The following is a 15,356-nucleotide window of genomic DNA, read 5'->3' as shown; positions in this document are numbered from 1 at the left end:
CAACCCGACGCCGCCACCATTCCGGATCGAACCGGAAGGAACCGGGGAGACGACGGGCATGACCGACCGAATTCGGCTGGACGGCAGGGTGGCGCTGGTCACCGGCGCCGCAGGGGTGATCGGCCGCGCGACCATCCAGCTTCTCGCCGAACGCGGCGCCCGCATCGTCGCGATCGACCGCGATCAGAACGCACTCGACCAGGCGGTCGCCACCCTTCCCGCCTCGGCGCAACCGCTCGCGCTCACCGCCGACGTCACCCAGGAAGATCAAGTCGCGGCCTATGTGCGCACTGCGGTCGAACGCTGCGGCCGGATCGACGTGTTCTACAACAATGCCGGCATCGAGGGCGATATCGCGCCGATCGTGCGCACATCGCTCGACGCCTTCCGCCGCGTGCTCGACGTCAACGTCGTCGGCGTGTTCCTCGGCATGAAGCATGTCCTGCCGGTGATGCTGCAGCAGGGGTCCGGCAGCATCATCAACACCGCCTCGATCGCCGGACTGATCGGCTCCAACGACATCGTCGCCTACACCGCCAGCAAACACGCGGTGATCGGAATGACCAAGACGGCGGCGCTGGAATGCGGCGACAGCGGCGTGCGCGTCAATTGCGTCTGCCCCGGACTGATCGACAGCCGGATGCTGAGCGCGATCGTCGAAGGCCGCAATCCAGGCCCGACGCCGGTGCCGAACGACAAGGTCGTCGACCGGATTCCGGCCCGCCGGCTCGGCACTGCCGCCGAGGTCGCCTCCGTGGTGGCGTTTCTCGCCTCCGAGGAGGCGAACTACGTGTCGGGCGCGGCCTACACCGTCGACGGCGGCCGCACCGCGAGCTGATCGTTCTCTCTCACCAGGTCCAGCAAAACCATGCCAGCAAAACTCGATCCCGATGCCGCCGCTGTCTACAAGGCGTTCCAGGACGCGGGCCGTCCCGCCTACGAAGATCTCACCGCCGACGAAGCGCGCGCGTACTACGACGCTGCCCGACTCGTCAGTAATCCCGACCCGCGCGAACTCGCCTCGATCCAGTCGATCGTGATCCCGGGACCCGCAGGCGACATCCCTGCCCGCGTCTACACCCCGAAGACGCTGCGTCAGGACAACGGACTGGCGCCGGCGCTGGTGTTCTTTCACGGCGGCGGCTGGGTGATCGGCAATCTCGACACCCATGACGTCGTCTGCCGCGCGATCGCCGACGAAGGCCAACTGATCGTCATCTCGGTCGACTACCGCCTCGCTCCCGAGCATAAATTCCCCGCCGCGGTAGAGGATGCGATAGCGGCGACCCAATGGGTCGCCGACAATGCGCGCAAGCTCGGCATCGACCCCGAACGCATCAGCGTGGGCGGCGACAGCGCCGGCGGCAATCTGTCGGCGGTGGTGACGATCCACGCCCGCGACCATGGCGGGCCGATGCTCGCCGGCCAGGTGCTGATCTATCCGGCGACCGACTTTTCGATGAGTCATCCGTCGCACAGCGAACCGGAGACCAGCATCCTGCTGACGCATTCCGTGATCAGATGGTTTCGCGATCACTATCTCGGCGGCGCGCAGGCCGAACACGACTGGCGCGCCTCGCCGGCCCGCGTCGAAACGCTGGCCGGTCTGCCGCCGGCCTTCGTGATGACCGCCGGCGCCGATCCGCTGCGCGACGAAGGCGACGAATACGCACGACGCCTGGCGGATGCGGGCGTGCCGGTGACGCATCGCGCCTATCCCGGCCAGTTCCACGGCTTCTTCACGATGGGCAAGCTGCTGCAGAAGGCCAACGTCGCGGTCACCGAGATCGGCGACTGGCTGAAGGCGCTGTAGCCGGCGCGGATTGACCGACGTCAACGTCGCCGCGCGCCGAACCGGCGAGGTTGGCCCTCCGCAATCAGAGGGCCGCCGACGCGCGGCGCAACGGCTTTCGATGACCGACATTCCAAGAACCCGCTGGGGCGGCCTCGCCGACGGCAAGGCTGCGGCCACCGGCTTTTTCCGCGTCGAACAGATCGACGGCGTATGGTGGTTCGTCGACCCCGACGGCGGCCGCTTCCTGTCGAAGGGCGTGACCGCGGTGAATTTCGACCACGACAACGTCAAGGGCACCGAGCGCCATCCCTATCGCGAGGCATGCCTGCACAAATATGGCAGCCGCGACGCCTGGCGCAGCGCCGTTGCCGATCGCCTGCACCGCTGGGGCTTCAACACGCTGGGCGCGTGGTCGGAGCCGGAGCTCGCATCCGCGGGCCACGCCCCGCTCGCCTCCGCCGCCGGCGTGGTCTATCTCGCCACCGCCTACAGCGACGGCCGCGGCTGGCCGCAATCCGATCCGTTCGCTCCCGCCTTCGAGACGTTCGCGCAGCAGCGCGCCCGCGAGATCTGCGCGCCGCGGCGCGACGACCAGAGCGTGCTCGGCTGGTTCATCGACAACGAACTGCAATGGGGCCCGGACTGGCGCGGCGAGAACGAACTGCTGCCGGTGATCCTGCGCGACGGCGTGGCGCCGCATTCGCGCAAGGTCGCCGTCGAGCTGTTGCGCAGCCGCTACGGCAGCATCGCCGACTTCAACGCGGTGTGGGGCAGCTCGGTATCATCGTGGGACGCGGTGGCGACCGAGCCGATCGCGGCCCCACCCTTCACCCGCAATTTCTTCACCCACGATCATGCCCAGGAGCGTGACCCGCTGCGCGGGCGTTACTTCGCCGATTGCGATGCCTTCGCCGGCTTGCTCGCAGAACGCTACATGGCCGTCAGCGCCGCGGCGATCCGCGCTGCGGCACCACACCATCTCGTGCTCGGCAGCCGCTTCGCCTACGCGCCGCAGCCGCAAGTGATTGCTGCGGCCGGCCGGCATTGCGACGTCATCAGCATCAATTGCTACGACGCCCTGCCCGACGCAGTGATCGACGCCTATGCCGGATGCGGCCGGCCTTGCCTGATCGGCGAGTTCTCGTTCCGCGGCGACGACGCCGGGTTGCCGAACACGCAAGGCGCCGGCCCGCGCGTCGAGACGCAAGCCGATCGCTCCGCTGGTTTCGCGCGCTATGTCGGTGCGGCGCTGCGCCATCCGAACCTGATCGGCTATCACTGGTTCCTGCACGCCGATCAGCCGGCCGAGGGGCGCTGGGATGGCGAAAACTCCAACTACGGCGTCGTCAGCATCGACGACGAGGTCTACGCCGAACTGACCGAGGCGATGCGGGTGGTCAATGACGACGCCGAGTGGCTGCACGCCGGCGCCGCCGCGGCGCGCCGCCACGTCGCGACCCAGCCGGCGGCCTGATCACGCCGCCCGGGCCGCACGGCGCAGAGCCTGTGGCGGCTGGCCGAAGGCGCGGATGAAGGCGCGGCGCATCCGCTCCGGATCGCCGAAGCCGGTCGCGAGCGCGACCTGCTCGATCGCTTCGCCCGACGCTTGCACGCGGCTCTTGGCGACTTCAATCCGCAGCCGCTCCACCGCTTTCGCCGGCGTCGACCCGGTCTCGGCGATGAAAGCGCGGGTGAAGTGCCGCGTGCTCATGCCGGCCTGCTCGGCGAGCCGCTCGACGGTGAGGTGTTCGCCGAGATGCTCGCGCACCCAGCCGAGCAAGGATGCGAACCGTCCGGATGGCGCCTGCAATTCCAGCAGCGACGAGAATTGCGACTGCCCGCCGGCGCGGCGCTGGGCCAGCACGAGCTGCCGCGCGGTGTCGCGCGCGATCGCATCGCCATGCTGCTCGGCGATGATCGCCAGCGCCAGATCGATGCCGGCGCTGATCCCGGCCGAGGTCCAGACCTCGCCGTCGCGGACGAAGATGCGGTCGGGCTCGAGCCGCACCCGCGGATAGCGCTCGAGGAAATCACGCGTGCGGCTCCAATGCGTCGTGGCGCGCCGGCCGTCGAGCAGGCCGGCCTCCGCGAGCAAGTACGCGCCGGAACAGACGCTGGCGATGCGACAGCCGCGCGCCGCCGCGGCGCGCAGGAACCCCAGCGTCCGGGAGCAGCCGGCGGCGGCGCGCACCCCGTCGCCTCCTGCGATGATCAGCGTCCGCATCGCGCGATCGTGCCGCAATCCGTGCGCCAGCATCTCGACTCCGGATGAACTACGCACTGCACCGGGCGTCGCGGCGATGATCCTGATCGGCTCACCGCTGCGCGCGTAGCGGCCGGCGATCTCGAACGCGGCGATCGGACCGGCGGCGTCCAGCAACTGGAAGTCAGGGTAGATCAACACACCGATCATCGCACGCTCCAGCCGTCGTCCGAGATACGCATTGGTCCGAGATACGCATTGTCTGAAATCGAGGGATATCCGCCATTTCGGACATCAGACCACCATGTCAGGATCGCCTCGTCAAGTGCAGCTCACGCATGAAGGAGATTCCCATGGCCCAGTTGCAGATCGGAATGTTGCTGTTCCCCAACCTCACCCAGCTCGACCTCACCGGGCCGTTGCAAGTGTTCTCGCGCTTACCGGATACGACAGTGCATCTGGTGGCGAAGACGCCGGAGCCGGTGCCGAGCGACACCCCGTTGTCGCTGCCGCCGACGACGACCTTCGCCGACTGTCCGCAGTTCGACGTGATTTGCGTGCCCGGCGGCGGCGGCACGGACGATCTCGTCAATGACGAGGAAACGCTGATCTTCCTGCGCAAGCAGGCGGAGGGCGCACGATACCTGACCTCGGTCTGCACCGGATCGCTGGTGCTCGGAGCCGCGGGCCTGCTGCGCGGCTATCGCGCCACGACGCATTGGACGGCGATCGACGATCTCGCTGCTTTCGGCGCAATTCCGGATCGCAGCCGCGTCTGCATCGACCGCAACCGCATCACCGGCGGCGGCATCACCGCCGGAATCGATTTCGCGCTGACGCTCGCGGCGCTGCTCGCCGACCGCACCACAGCAGAGTCGATTCAACTGATGCTGGAATACAACCCCGCGCCGCCGTTCAATGCCGGCTCGCCGGAAACGGCCCCGGCCGAGGTTCTGAAGATGATGAAAGAGCGCATGCAAGGCGCACGGCAGCGCCGAGTCGACGCGATCGCCCGCGCCGCGGCCCGCCTCAATGCGGATGCGGAACCTGCGGCCTGAGCCGCCGCGGGATCAGTTGCCCGGCGTCCAGGGCTGATAGTCGCCGGTCGCCTTCGGCCGGCGGCCGGCGGACAGCGTCGAGCCGGACGGACGATACGCCATCGGCGTTCCGGTCAGATTCGGCTGGTGCGGCTTCATCCATTCGTGCGGCTGATAGGTCTCTTCGGTCGGCGGCACGTCGACGATATGATGCAGCCAGCCGTGCCACTCCGGCGGCACCCGCGTCGACTCGGCATAACCATTGTAAAGCACCCAGCGCCGCTCGAAGCCGAGCGTCGGATCGATCTTGCCGCCCTTGGTCCGAAAGTAGCGGTTTCCACCCTCGTCGGTCCCGACCAGCTCGCCGAACCGCCACGTCCACAACTGGGTGCCGAACGTAAAACCGTTCCACCAGGTAAAAATCCGCAGCAAAAACAGTTTCATGGGACGCATCCATCGGCAGCGACAGTGTCCCCTGATGCCACTGGCGACGGAGAATGTCCAGCCGTTGCGACTGGTTTCGAACATCGGGATTCAGCGGTTCCGCAAAATGAACGCAATCCGTTCACGACCGATACACGCGAATGTTGCGAAGCTCCGGCCCGGTCCGGGGAACAGACAGGAACGACGACGGCTTCAGCGTGTTGTGTTCCCGAACGTGTTTCAGACGATTTCCGATTGATGGAGTCCAAGATGTTGAATTTCAAGACGTTGACCGCTGTGGCCGCGCTCGTGATCGCGATGCCGCTGGCGACCGCTGACCTCAGCTTCGCCCAAGGCAGCATCGGCGGTGGTGGGGCCGCCGGCGGTGGCGGAGGCGGAGGCGGCGCTTCGATGGGCGGTGGCGGCGGCAGCATCGGTGGCGGTGGCAGCATCGGTCGCGGCGGTGGTGGCGGCGGTCCCGCGATCGGTGGCGGCGGTCCCCGGATGGGCGGCGGAGGTCCCGCGATCGGCAGTGGTCCGCGCATGGGCGGCGGCAGCGTTGGAATCGGCGCCGGCCCGCGCGGGCCGGGATTTGCCGGCGGCGGTCCCCGTGGCCCCCGCTATCACGGTGGCGGTCATCGCGGCCCCCGCTTTTCGGGTGGCGGCTATCGCGGCGGATATTACGGCGGCGGCTTCTGGCCGGGCGCGTATGCAGGCGCCTTCGTCGGCGGCTCGTCCTACTACTACAACGACCCTTATGGCTACGGCTACTACGACGAACCCTCCGTGGTCGTCGTTCCAGGCGAGGACCGCGACGACGCTTATTGCTCGCGGCGCTTCAAATCTTACGACCCGGCCTCGGGCACCTATCTGGGCTACGACGGCAAGCGTCACGCCTGCCCGTAAGCAACAGGTCGCAACCAAGCTATTCGAACGGCGCCCATCCGGGCGCCGTTTTCGTTTTGGTCAGGAACGCAGCGCCAATCCGACGCTGCCCAGTGTCACGGTCAGCGCGATCACCTCGCGCAGCCCCAGTGGCTCGTGCAGCATCGCAGCCGACGCCAGCACGCCGACCACCGGCACCAGCAGCGTGCCGATCGAAGCCGTCGCGGCCGGCAAGCGCTCGAGCGCCGCGAACCAGCAAACGTAGCAGACGCAGAACTGCACCAGCGTCATATAGACCATCGACGCCCAGCCGATCGTCGACAGCGCCGCGAAATGCGGGTCCTCCAACGCGAGCCCGGCAACCGCGACCGGAATGCAGCCGAGCCCGATCTGCCAGGCGGCGAGCGACAGCGGCGGCAGCGCCAGAGGGAAATGCTTCGTCAGCACGGTGCCGGATGCAACGCAGACCGCGCCGGCGACCGCGAACAGGATACCGGGCAGCTTGTCGAGACTGGCGTCGAAGCCGCCGCCGCCGATCAGCACGGTGATGCCGCCGAGCGCGACCAGCAAGGCGCCTGCCCGGGTCGCCGACAATCGCTCGCCCAGCACAGGCCATGCCAGCACCGCGACCCACAACGGAATCGAAATGCCGAGTACCGCCGCGTCGCTTGCGCGCAGCCACAACAGCGCGAGCCCCATGCAGGCGACCCATCCGCCGATCGTCAGCAGCGACACCAGGATCAGTCGCGACCATAGGACGCGCGGCACCGTCATCGTCTGCCCACGCCACACGGCGATCGACGCCAGCGCCAGGGCGCCGACGATCCCCGCCAGCCCCCGCGAGGACAGCGGCGGCAGTTCGGTCAGCAGTTGCTTCATGATCGGGAAATTCAGGCCCCAGCCGATCGAGGCGACGCCGAGAAACGCGAGCCCGAGCGGCGAAATCCGGCCGCGCGCAGCCGCGTCTTGAACCGTCGTCATGTTGGCGTTGCCCCCGGCGTGCTTTTCCCGCCACGATGACCGAAATCCAGCGGCGCGGCCATCCTGAATGTTGCGCGGAGCAAGGCGGGCTATTTCGTCGCGGCGCAGGGCGGATCGCGCCGCCTGAAGGCTTTCGCCCTGTTTTCGCCGCTGTATTCGGGTGCAAGCGGCGAGAAGCGTACGTTTTAGGACGCCGGACCGGCTTCACTTGGCCGGCCGATGCTGACAGAATCGCGCGAATCGCCCGCTCACCGGGGACAGTGATTGCATAGCAACCAACCCATCAGACGCGTGACCCACATCGCCGCCCTGTTGCGCGCGTCGACGGCGACGCTGGCGTTGAGCATCGGGATCAGCGGGTTTTCGATCGAGGCCCAATCAGCACCCAAGAACGTCCCGCTGCCCAAGCCGCGACCGATCTCGCGCAGCATCGTGCCGAAGACGACCCCGGCGACAGTCGCGTCCGTTCCCCGGCCCTCGGCGACGCTCGCGACCGCAGCACCCACGGCGCCCTCGATCGATCCCGCGCGGCCGCATGCGGCAGCGCCGATGGTGACGCGCAAGCCGGCGACGCGTTCGGCGGTGGCCGCGACGGCGCAGACATCGCAGGCCGACGCCAACGCGCTCGAAAACGTCATCGAGCAGGTCCGCAAACGCAAGGCCGCCGATGCGACGCAGATCGCCGACACGATCTCCGATCCGCTGGCCCGCAAGCTGGCCGAATGGATCATCCTGCGCGCCGAATACAACGGCGCCAGCGTCGAGCGTTACCGCGCCTTCGTCCGCGCCAATCCGAGCTGGCCGTCGCAGACATTCTTCCGGCGCCGCGCCGAAGCCGCGCTGTGGGACGACAACCGCAACGACGACGCGGTACTGGCCTATTTCGACAACGAAAGGCCGCTGTCCGCAAAGGGCAAGCTGGCGCTGGCGCGCGCGGCGCTGGCGCGCGGCGACCGTCGCACGGCGGAACAGCTCGTACGCGACGCCTGGCGCAATGACTCGATGTCGGGGGCGCTCGAAACCGCCGCGATGGAAATGTTCGGCGCGCTGATCACACCCGGTGATCACAAGGCGCGGATGGACGCGTTCCTCTACGGCAACGACAACGATCCCGGCCTGCGCGCCGCGAAACGGCTGGGCGCTGCACAATTCGCGCTGGCGAAGGCCCGTCTCGCGGTCGACAACAAATCCGCACAGGGCAGAGCTTTGCTCGACGCGGTGCCTTCAGATCTGCACAGCGATCCCGGCTACATGTTCGCCAGGATCCAGACGCTGCGCCGCGACGAAAAGATCGCCGAGGCCGGACGCCTGATGCTGACCGTCCCGCGCGACCCTAACCGGCTGTACAATCTCGATGAATGGTGGATCGAGCGGCGGCTGCTGGCGCGCAAGCTGATCGATATCGGCGATTATCGGCTGGCCTATCTGGTGGCCCGCAATGCCGCGACGCCGACGCGCGAAGTCTACAAGACCGAGCAGGAATTCACCGCCGGCTGGATCGCGCTGCGCTTCCTCAAGGATCCGGCGACCGCCGCGCAGCATTTCGCCCGGATCGGCACCGACACCACCAATCCGACCGCGCTGGCGCGCGCCGGCTATTGGCAGGGCCGCGCCGCGGAGGCGATGGGCCGCACGCAGGAGGCCCGCGCCGCCTACTCGGCTGCGGCCGCTCAATCGACCAGCTACTACGGACAACTGGCCCGCGCCAAGCTCGGCCTGCCGCATCTCGATCTGAACGGCACGCCGTCGAGCCATGGACGCGGCGTCGAGCGCCTCGAGGTCGTGCGCGCGGTGCAACTGCTCTACGCGATCGGCGAAGGCGACGTGGCGATTCCGATCTTCGCCGATGTCGGCGAAAACGGCGACACCGACGCCCTGCTCGGCCTGTCCGAACTCGCGGCCCGCAACAACGATGCGCGCGCGATGCTGCTGGTCGGCAAGGCGGCGCTCAACCGCGGCCTGCCGTTCGATCACTACGCCTATCCGATGGTGGGCATTCCGCAGTTCAAGCAGTTCGGCCCGGAGGTCGAGCGCAGCATCGTCTACGCGATCGCGCGCCAGGAAAGCGGTTTCAATCCGGCCGTGGTTTCGCCGGCGCAGGCCTATGGGCTGATGCAGGTGACGCCCAACGCCGCGAAATATGTCTGTCGCCGTCACGGCTGCACCTACGACGCGGGGCGCCTGAAGGGCGATTCGGTCTACAACGCCGCGCTCGGCGCGGCCGAGTTGGGCGGACTGATCGACGATTACCGCGGCTCCTACATCATGACCTTCGCCGGCTACAATGCCGGCCGCGGCAGTGTCCGCAAATGGGTCGAGCGTTACGGCGACCCGCGCGACCCCAAGGTCGACGCGGTCGACTGGGTCGAACTGATTCCGTTCTCCGAAACCCGCAACTACGTGCAGCGCATCATGGAGAACCTGCAGGTCTATCGCGCGCGATTCGGCGGCGGCAGTCGCCTGCAGATCGACGCCGACCTGCGCCGCGGCGCCGCGGCGGTCGAGTAGCGCCGCCGCCGGGAGCAGCACGACGCGGCCCGGTTGATCTCTCGACGAGCGCCTTCACGCCTCGAGCTTCTTGAACGGTCGGTCGCACCGAAGCCCCGGACGACGAGCAGCAGAGAACCGACTGCGCTTGCGATCCAGTCATTGAAGCGCGGCTGCGGCGAGCGCGTCTCATCGATTGATTGAAGCGGTAGGGCTCTTGCTGGATGCACTGCACCCTCATCCGAGGAGCCCGGCGAAGCCGGGCGTCCCGAAGGATGGGGCGACGCCATGATGGCTGGCGGCGCATGGTTCGAGACGGCGCTTCGCGCCTCCTCACCATGAGGTTGTGCCTGCGGCGAGTATCTCCGAACTCCAGCTCTGATTTCCATCGGAGACAGAACGGCTCTCGCTGCCACAACGAAAAACCCCGGCGGTTGCCCGCCGGGGTTTCGTGACACGTTCCTTGTGGAACGATCAGGTCAGGATCAGAACACGCGCTGAACGCGGAGGTTGCCGCTCCAGGTGCCGAGGTCCTTGAGCTCGTAGTTCGCGGCCGGCTTGGTCGCGCCCGGAGCCAGGGCCACCAGACCCGAATGGCTCTGGTCGAGGTAGGTGTACATCACTTCGCCCGAGAAGGTCAGGTTCTTGACCGGGGTCCAGCGGGTGACGGTGCCGATCTGAGCGATGCGGAAGTCCGGGTTACAGGTGAACCCGACAGCCGTGGCGCAGATCTGGGCAGTCGCCGTGCCGTTGTAGTCGATCGAGGTGTACGAACCGAACAGCGAGGTCGACCAGAAGGGGCTCCAGTTGTGGTTGAACGCACCACGGACGCCCCAGGCCTGGGTCTTGGTGATGCCCGAGCCGTTGATGTTGTTGGTGCCCGAGAAGACGCCATCCGCAGCGCCCGCCAGAGCAAGGCTCTGGTAGCCGACGCCGGAGTTGCCGTACATCGCGAACGAGGTCGGGCTCACGCCGCCGAGCACGTAACGGGTCGCACCGTCAGCATAGGTCGCCGTGAAGTTGATGCTGTCGCCGGGGCCGGTCGGCAGGTTCTTGAGCGAAATCGCGCCCTGCACAGCGTAGCCCCAAGTGTCGCTCGGATGACCCGAGGTCTCGAGGGCAGGCGTGTAGTAGCTGGCGCGAACCTGGTGGGCCGCGGCCGACACCTGGAACAGGCCCCAGGCCTGGTCGACGCGGATCTTACCGACGATGTCGGGGATCTGCGTGCCGGCATAGGAGTTGGTGCCGAACACGCCCGAGGCGAAGCCGGCGTTGGTCAGGCCCGAGGTGTTGTACAGCGCCGACTGCAGATAGGACGACTGGTCTTCGAGCGAGATCGAGCCCGACACGCCGTTGCCGAATTCCGCGGTGTAGGCGACCTGGTTGATGCCGGTGACGTCGTCGTAGCCGCCGATCAGGAACGAGGTGTTGTTGCCCGGATAGCCGGTCCAGGGCGTGTCGAACTGCGACACGGCCTTACCGAAGGTGAAGCCGGCGAACTGGATGAAGGCATAGTAGACGCCGAGCGAACCGGCGGCGACGCCGTCACCCGTGGTCCAGTTGAAGGTCGCATCGAAGTAGGTGCGAACCACGCCGTATTCAGTCGCGGTGCGGGTGTCGATGTTGATGTCCTGGCGCGAACGGAAGATGGTGTTGTTCGCGAGGCGGTTCTTCTGGCCGGCGTTGCCGTTCCAGGCCGGGGCGTTATAGGCGGCCCCACCGTACATCGTGGCGTCGGCGCGCAGATAGCCGCCGAGCTTGATGCAGGTGTCGGTGCCCGGGATGTAGTAGAAGCCGGCGCCGTAGATCGAGCAAACCTTCACGTACTCGACCGCTTTGGCCTTCAACGGAAGATCGGCCGCCTGCGCGCCGCTCATGGCGACGAGAGCCGCCGCGGAGCCAAGGAAAAGGCTCTTAACCATGTTCATGTAAACCTCCAAGTTTGCTCTCTAGGGAAGGTTCCTGACCGCAGAATGCTCAAAGCACCCGCAGGGTGGTCCCCTTGTCCCAATCAAACCCGCCTAGCCGCTTCGCGCCTTCGGACACACCCGCTGAACGCGAGGGACTTAAGCGAACCACCTAATCCGGGACGACCTCGGGATGCCCCCCTCCGTCGCAGTCACGAGAATTACCTAAGCGTGATGCACACGCAACAAAGGAACGCCCCAGAAGCGCTTGAGTCTCGCCCTTTTCGGGGGGGTGTTGCACAAATAACACTCACGTTCAGGCTCCGGAACTCTCGCAAATTATTGATTTTAAATGACATTTCCGATTCTTCGCGAGAGGCGTCTACCGCTCTGCAACATCACCCGGCCACAGTCGCCTAACCCGCTGCTGCGAGCACGCGGGCCGGTTTCGCCGGTCAAAGCAGGTATTTCTGAGAATCGAATCCTCTTTTGGGCGAATCTCCCGACTCCGCCTGGCCGGGATCCCGCCCCGACGCTCCAGCAATTCGCTGAAACGGAACCGCCGCTTTTGCCGGCGACCTGGCGCCCCCCGGTTCGGTCCCGTCCTGAAGTCGCGGTTATCAAGCGTCGAATCCCGCTTGCGGGTCGCGAGCGTGTCGGGCATATCGGGCCAGCCGGAGACGTGGCCGAGTGGCTGAAGGCGGCGGTTTGCTAAACCGTTATAGGGTTGTAAAGCCCTATCGAGGGTTCGAATCCCTCCGTCTCCGCCATCAAATGTCTGTTTTTATTCGATAAAATTCCACCTGACGAGCGGGTCGCGGCGCCGCACGCCCGGGCCGCCGAGAATGGGCGCCGCTTTCCGCCGCGCCCCTGATTCTCAGCGGGGACGAGGCGCCTCCGCGTCGATCGCGCGCGGACGCCCCAGATACGCGACCGTTTCCGGCCGCTCCTTCAGCCACCCTCCCCACCGATTGAAGATCTTCGCCATGCGCTCGGGCTCGACGCCGAGTTGCTGCATCGCGACGCCGCCGTTCACCGATTCGCGATACTCGCTGATCAGGCCGTCGCGGATGACGAAGCGGCTCATGCCGTCGATCACGACGAACCGGCCATTGAACTGCGGCACCAGCGAGGTGAAGCTCGACAGCGACCAGGCGTAGCCCATCGTGCCGTCGAACACCGGATCGAACATCTCCCAGCGATAGTCGTCGCCGGCGTCGCGCCGGAACAGTTCGACCAGCATGTGGGCGATTTCCTTGCGGCCGCGATGCACGCCGTAGATGTAGTCGTAATAGACGCCGTCTTCGGCGAAACAGCGCGCGAAGCGATCGCCGTCGGCGGCCTCTGCTGCGAGCGTGAACTCCGTGAGCAGGCGCCGAAAGTCGTCGAGAGTCATGCCGGTCTCCGTGTGGGCGTGCGTCGCGGGCATCGTATCGGCGAAATGCGCTGCGCGACACTATCGGTCGCCGAGACGGGCCTCAGAACTGTCCGTTCAGAACGCCCCGGCCAATGTCAGCCGGACGGCCAACGGCTCGGCCGGATGAACGTGGCGGTCGCCGGCGCCGCCGAGCGGCTCGCCCGGAAGTCGCGAGAGATAGTAATATTCGATCTGGTTGGTGCTGGCGTTGAACAGGTTGAGCACGTCGAGCTGAAACCGCAATCCGTTGTCGAAGCGATAGCCCGCGCGGGCGTTGAAGATCAGCGACGCCAGCGAGCGTTCGCTGCCGTCTTCAATCAGCGGCCGGGAACCGAAATAGCGGCCCTTCAGCGCGCCGAACCAGCCGGCCTCGCGCCCGAACGTCAGACCTGCGCTCGCCACCCAGGCCGGCGCGCCGGGAATGAGATCGCCGGCCGGATCGACATCGGTGAAGCGTGCCCGCGTGTAGGCGACGTCGAGGTCGAAGCCGAGCCACGGCAGCGGCCGATACTGGCTGCTCCACTCGACGCCGACGCGGCGGCTCGGCCGGCTCGCCTCGGTGGTGCCGGCGTCGCCGACGAACAGCAGTTCGGAATCGAAGTCGAGCACGAACACCGCAAGCGACGTGGTCAGTCCCGGGATCGACCGATTGCGCAAGCCGAGTTCCGCCCCCTTGGAGCGCACCAGCAGCGGCACGCGGTCGGCCGGCGTGGTCTTGTCGGTCGGATTAACCGTGATGGTCGCGCCGCGAATGTCGTTGCTGTGCAATCCAGTTCCGGCATTGCCGAACAACTCGGTCGAAACCCACGGGCCGAGCACGATGCCGATCGTGGGGCTGGTCATCGTCGCCGACGCCGAGCCGGAATTCGCCGGCGTATCGCTGACGACGCGGCCACCGACATAATCTTCGCGCAGCCCCGCTGTGGTGCGCAGCCAGTCGGTCCAGCGCACCGTGGTGTCGGTCCACAGTCCCAGCGACCGTTCGGCGACGTCGTCGGCGCGCACCGTCGACAGCCAGTCGCGCTGCATCGTCTTGCCGAGGCCGAGGCTGATACTGTCGGCGCGGCCCTGCAATCCGATGCGGGTCTCCACCGGCAGCCCGGCGAAGCGGTAATCGAAGCGCTGGGTGCCGTTCAGCCCGACCACGGTGCGGCGGTCGTACTGGTTGAATTGATCGCCATTGACCGGATCGTCGAGATAGTAAGTGAAGTTGTTGTAGAGCTGCATCGACGAGCGGATCACATAGGCGTTCAGATCGGTCTGTCCGATATCGCTCGAGCGCGCGAACCGACCGGACAGGCTGAAGCGGCTGGAATTGCCGCCGTTGGTCGGATCGAGCGAGCCGTAGCGGCCGATCACGCCCTGATCGATCGCGCGCTGCGCCACCTGATCTGTCGAGGTCCAGCGATTGGCATAGGCCATGCCGGTCAGCGAGAAGCCGTCCGTCACCGTGCCCTGGCTGTAGCGCAGCACGCCGTTGAGCTTGCGGACGTTGTCGGGCACGTCCCAGGGGCCATTATAGGTGTTGGCCTCGAACGCGGCGAGCACCGTCCCCTCGCCTGCTTTGGTCGAGCCCGCGCCGAGCAGCCGGCGATAGCCGAAGCTGCCCAGCGTCACCTCTGCGAGGTTGTTCGGCATCGCGCGCAAGTAATCGATACTCACCGCGCCGGCTGAACCGAAATCGCCGACATCGGCGAAGTAAGGTCCCTTGCGCAGCGTCAGCGCGCCGATCAGCTCGGGGATCAGAAAGTTGATGTCGGCGTAGCCCTGGCCGTGGCCGTGGGTCGGCATATTGACCGGCATGCCGTCGACGCTGATCGCAAGATCGGTGCCGTGGTCGAGATTGAAGCCGCGCAGGAAATACTGATTGGCCTTGCCCTCGCCGGAGTGCTGGGTGACCACCAGCCCGGGCACCGCTTCGAGCACCTCACCGACCCGCGAAACCGGCATCGCGTTGATGTCGACGCCGCTGATCACTTGTGCGCTCGCGGACTGGTCCTGCGGGGCGCTGAGCGGCGTCGGCCCGGCGCTGACCGGCGGCGCGGCCTCTGCGGCCGAGGCTCCAGCCGGGCCAGGGCGCGCCGGATGCGTTGTAGCCCGGCGCGCCGGGCGCCGGACCAGACTGCGCGACCCGCGCGATGGCGCGTCGATCGCGATCTGCGGCAAGGTCTCCATCCGCGACCGCGGGGTCTCCTCCTGCGCCGGAGCAGATGCCACGCCG

General features: G+C 66.9%; 13 protein-coding genes and 1 tRNA gene. 7 read left to right on the top strand and 7 right to left on the bottom strand.

Annotation, left to right across the window (positions count from 1 at the left end; all coding sequences use genetic code 11):
* Positions 1-58 precede the first annotated feature (58 nt).
* The 3 genes from SR870_RS04560 to SR870_RS04550 all read left to right on the top strand — a co-directional run bounded on the left by SR870_RS04560 (position 59) and on the right by SR870_RS04550 (position 3,269).
* Entirely contained in the window at positions 59-838 is a 780-nt protein-coding gene (locus tag SR870_RS04560) for an SDR family NAD(P)-dependent oxidoreductase (protein ID WP_322516858.1), read from the top strand.
* A gap of 30 nt (positions 839-868) precedes the next feature.
* Positions 869-1,813 (top strand): alpha/beta hydrolase, encoded by a 945-nt coding sequence (locus SR870_RS04555; protein ID WP_322516857.1) that lies wholly within the window; start codon positions 869-871, stop codon positions 1,811-1,813.
* Positions 1,814-1,913: 100 nt separating this feature from the next.
* Positions 1,914-3,269: an agarase gene (locus SR870_RS04550; RefSeq protein WP_322516856.1), complete on the top strand. Its 1,356-nt coding sequence runs from the start codon at positions 1,914-1,916 to the stop codon at positions 3,267-3,269.
* Here SR870_RS04550 and SR870_RS04545 read toward each other — a convergent pair whose 3' ends face one another.
* A complete protein-coding gene (locus SR870_RS04545; protein ID WP_322516855.1) occupies positions 3,270-4,208 on the bottom strand; it encodes a GlxA family transcriptional regulator in 939 nt (312 codons plus the stop codon). It abuts the gene before it with no gap.
* Between the two features lie 143 nt (positions 4,209-4,351).
* Between SR870_RS04545 and SR870_RS04540 the strand changes: the two genes are divergently transcribed.
* Positions 4,352-5,056, top strand: coding sequence for a DJ-1/PfpI family protein (locus SR870_RS04540; RefSeq protein WP_322516854.1), 705 nt, complete (start codon positions 4,352-4,354; stop codon positions 5,054-5,056).
* Positions 5,057-5,068: 12 nt separating this feature from the next.
* Here the strand turns inward: SR870_RS04540 and SR870_RS04535 are convergent, their stop codons facing one another.
* Positions 5,069-5,479 carry an NADH:ubiquinone oxidoreductase subunit NDUFA12 gene (locus SR870_RS04535; protein ID WP_322516853.1) on the bottom strand — a complete coding sequence of 137 codons (411 nt, stop codon included), beginning with the start codon at positions 5,477-5,479 and terminating at the stop codon, positions 5,069-5,071.
* Positions 5,480-5,728: 249 nt separating this feature from the next.
* Here SR870_RS04535 and SR870_RS04530 point away from each other — a divergent pair, with 249 nt between their 5' ends.
* Positions 5,729-6,364 (top strand): BA14K family protein, encoded by a 636-nt coding sequence (locus SR870_RS04530; RefSeq protein ID WP_322516852.1) that lies wholly within the window; start codon positions 5,729-5,731, stop codon positions 6,362-6,364.
* Positions 6,365-6,424: 60 nt separating this feature from the next.
* Here the strand turns inward: SR870_RS04530 and SR870_RS04525 are convergent, their stop codons facing one another.
* Complete coding sequence (locus tag SR870_RS04525; protein WP_322516851.1) at positions 6,425-7,324, bottom strand: DMT family transporter; 900 nt, start codon at positions 7,322-7,324, stop codon at positions 6,425-6,427.
* 248 nt (positions 7,325-7,572) lie between these two features.
* On the bottom strand, positions 7,573-7,887 hold the full coding sequence (locus tag SR870_RS04520; protein WP_322516850.1) for a hypothetical protein: 315 nt from the start codon (positions 7,885-7,887) through the stop codon (positions 7,573-7,575).
* Between SR870_RS04520 and SR870_RS04515 the strand changes: the two genes are divergently transcribed.
* Complete coding sequence (locus SR870_RS04515; protein WP_322516849.1) at positions 7,874-9,832, top strand: lytic transglycosylase domain-containing protein; 1,959 nt, start codon at positions 7,874-7,876, stop codon at positions 9,830-9,832. The two genes, SR870_RS04520 and SR870_RS04515, sit on opposite strands and share 14 nt — an antisense overlap.
* A 464-nt stretch (positions 9,833-10,296) precedes the next feature.
* Here SR870_RS04515 and SR870_RS04510 read toward each other — a convergent pair whose 3' ends face one another.
* Entirely contained in the window at positions 10,297-11,739 is a 1,443-nt protein-coding gene (locus SR870_RS04510) for a porin (RefSeq protein WP_322516848.1), read from the bottom strand.
* Between the two features lie 655 nt (positions 11,740-12,394).
* On the opposite strand from SR870_RS04510, the gene SR870_RS04505 reads away from it, so the two are divergent.
* A tRNA-Ser gene (locus tag SR870_RS04505) sits at positions 12,395-12,488 on the top strand.
* 107 nt (positions 12,489-12,595) lie between these two features.
* On the opposite strand, the gene SR870_RS04500 is transcribed toward SR870_RS04505, so the two are convergent.
* Complete coding sequence (locus SR870_RS04500) at positions 12,596-13,114, bottom strand: nuclear transport factor 2 family protein (RefSeq protein WP_322516847.1); 519 nt, start codon at positions 13,112-13,114, stop codon at positions 12,596-12,598.
* A 96-nt stretch (positions 13,115-13,210) separates the two neighbouring features.
* Positions 13,211-15,310 carry a TonB-dependent receptor gene (locus tag SR870_RS04495; protein WP_322518190.1) on the bottom strand — a complete coding sequence of 700 codons (2,100 nt, stop codon included), beginning with the start codon at positions 15,308-15,310 and terminating at the stop codon, positions 13,211-13,213.
* Positions 15,311-15,356 lie beyond the last annotated feature (46 nt).

The organism is Rhodopseudomonas palustris (assembly GCF_034479375.1).
In the GTDB taxonomy this organism is placed as follows: Bacteria; Pseudomonadota; Alphaproteobacteria; order Rhizobiales; family Xanthobacteraceae; genus Rhodopseudomonas; species Rhodopseudomonas palustris_M.
This window is presented reverse-complemented; position numbering and strand designations above follow the sequence as displayed.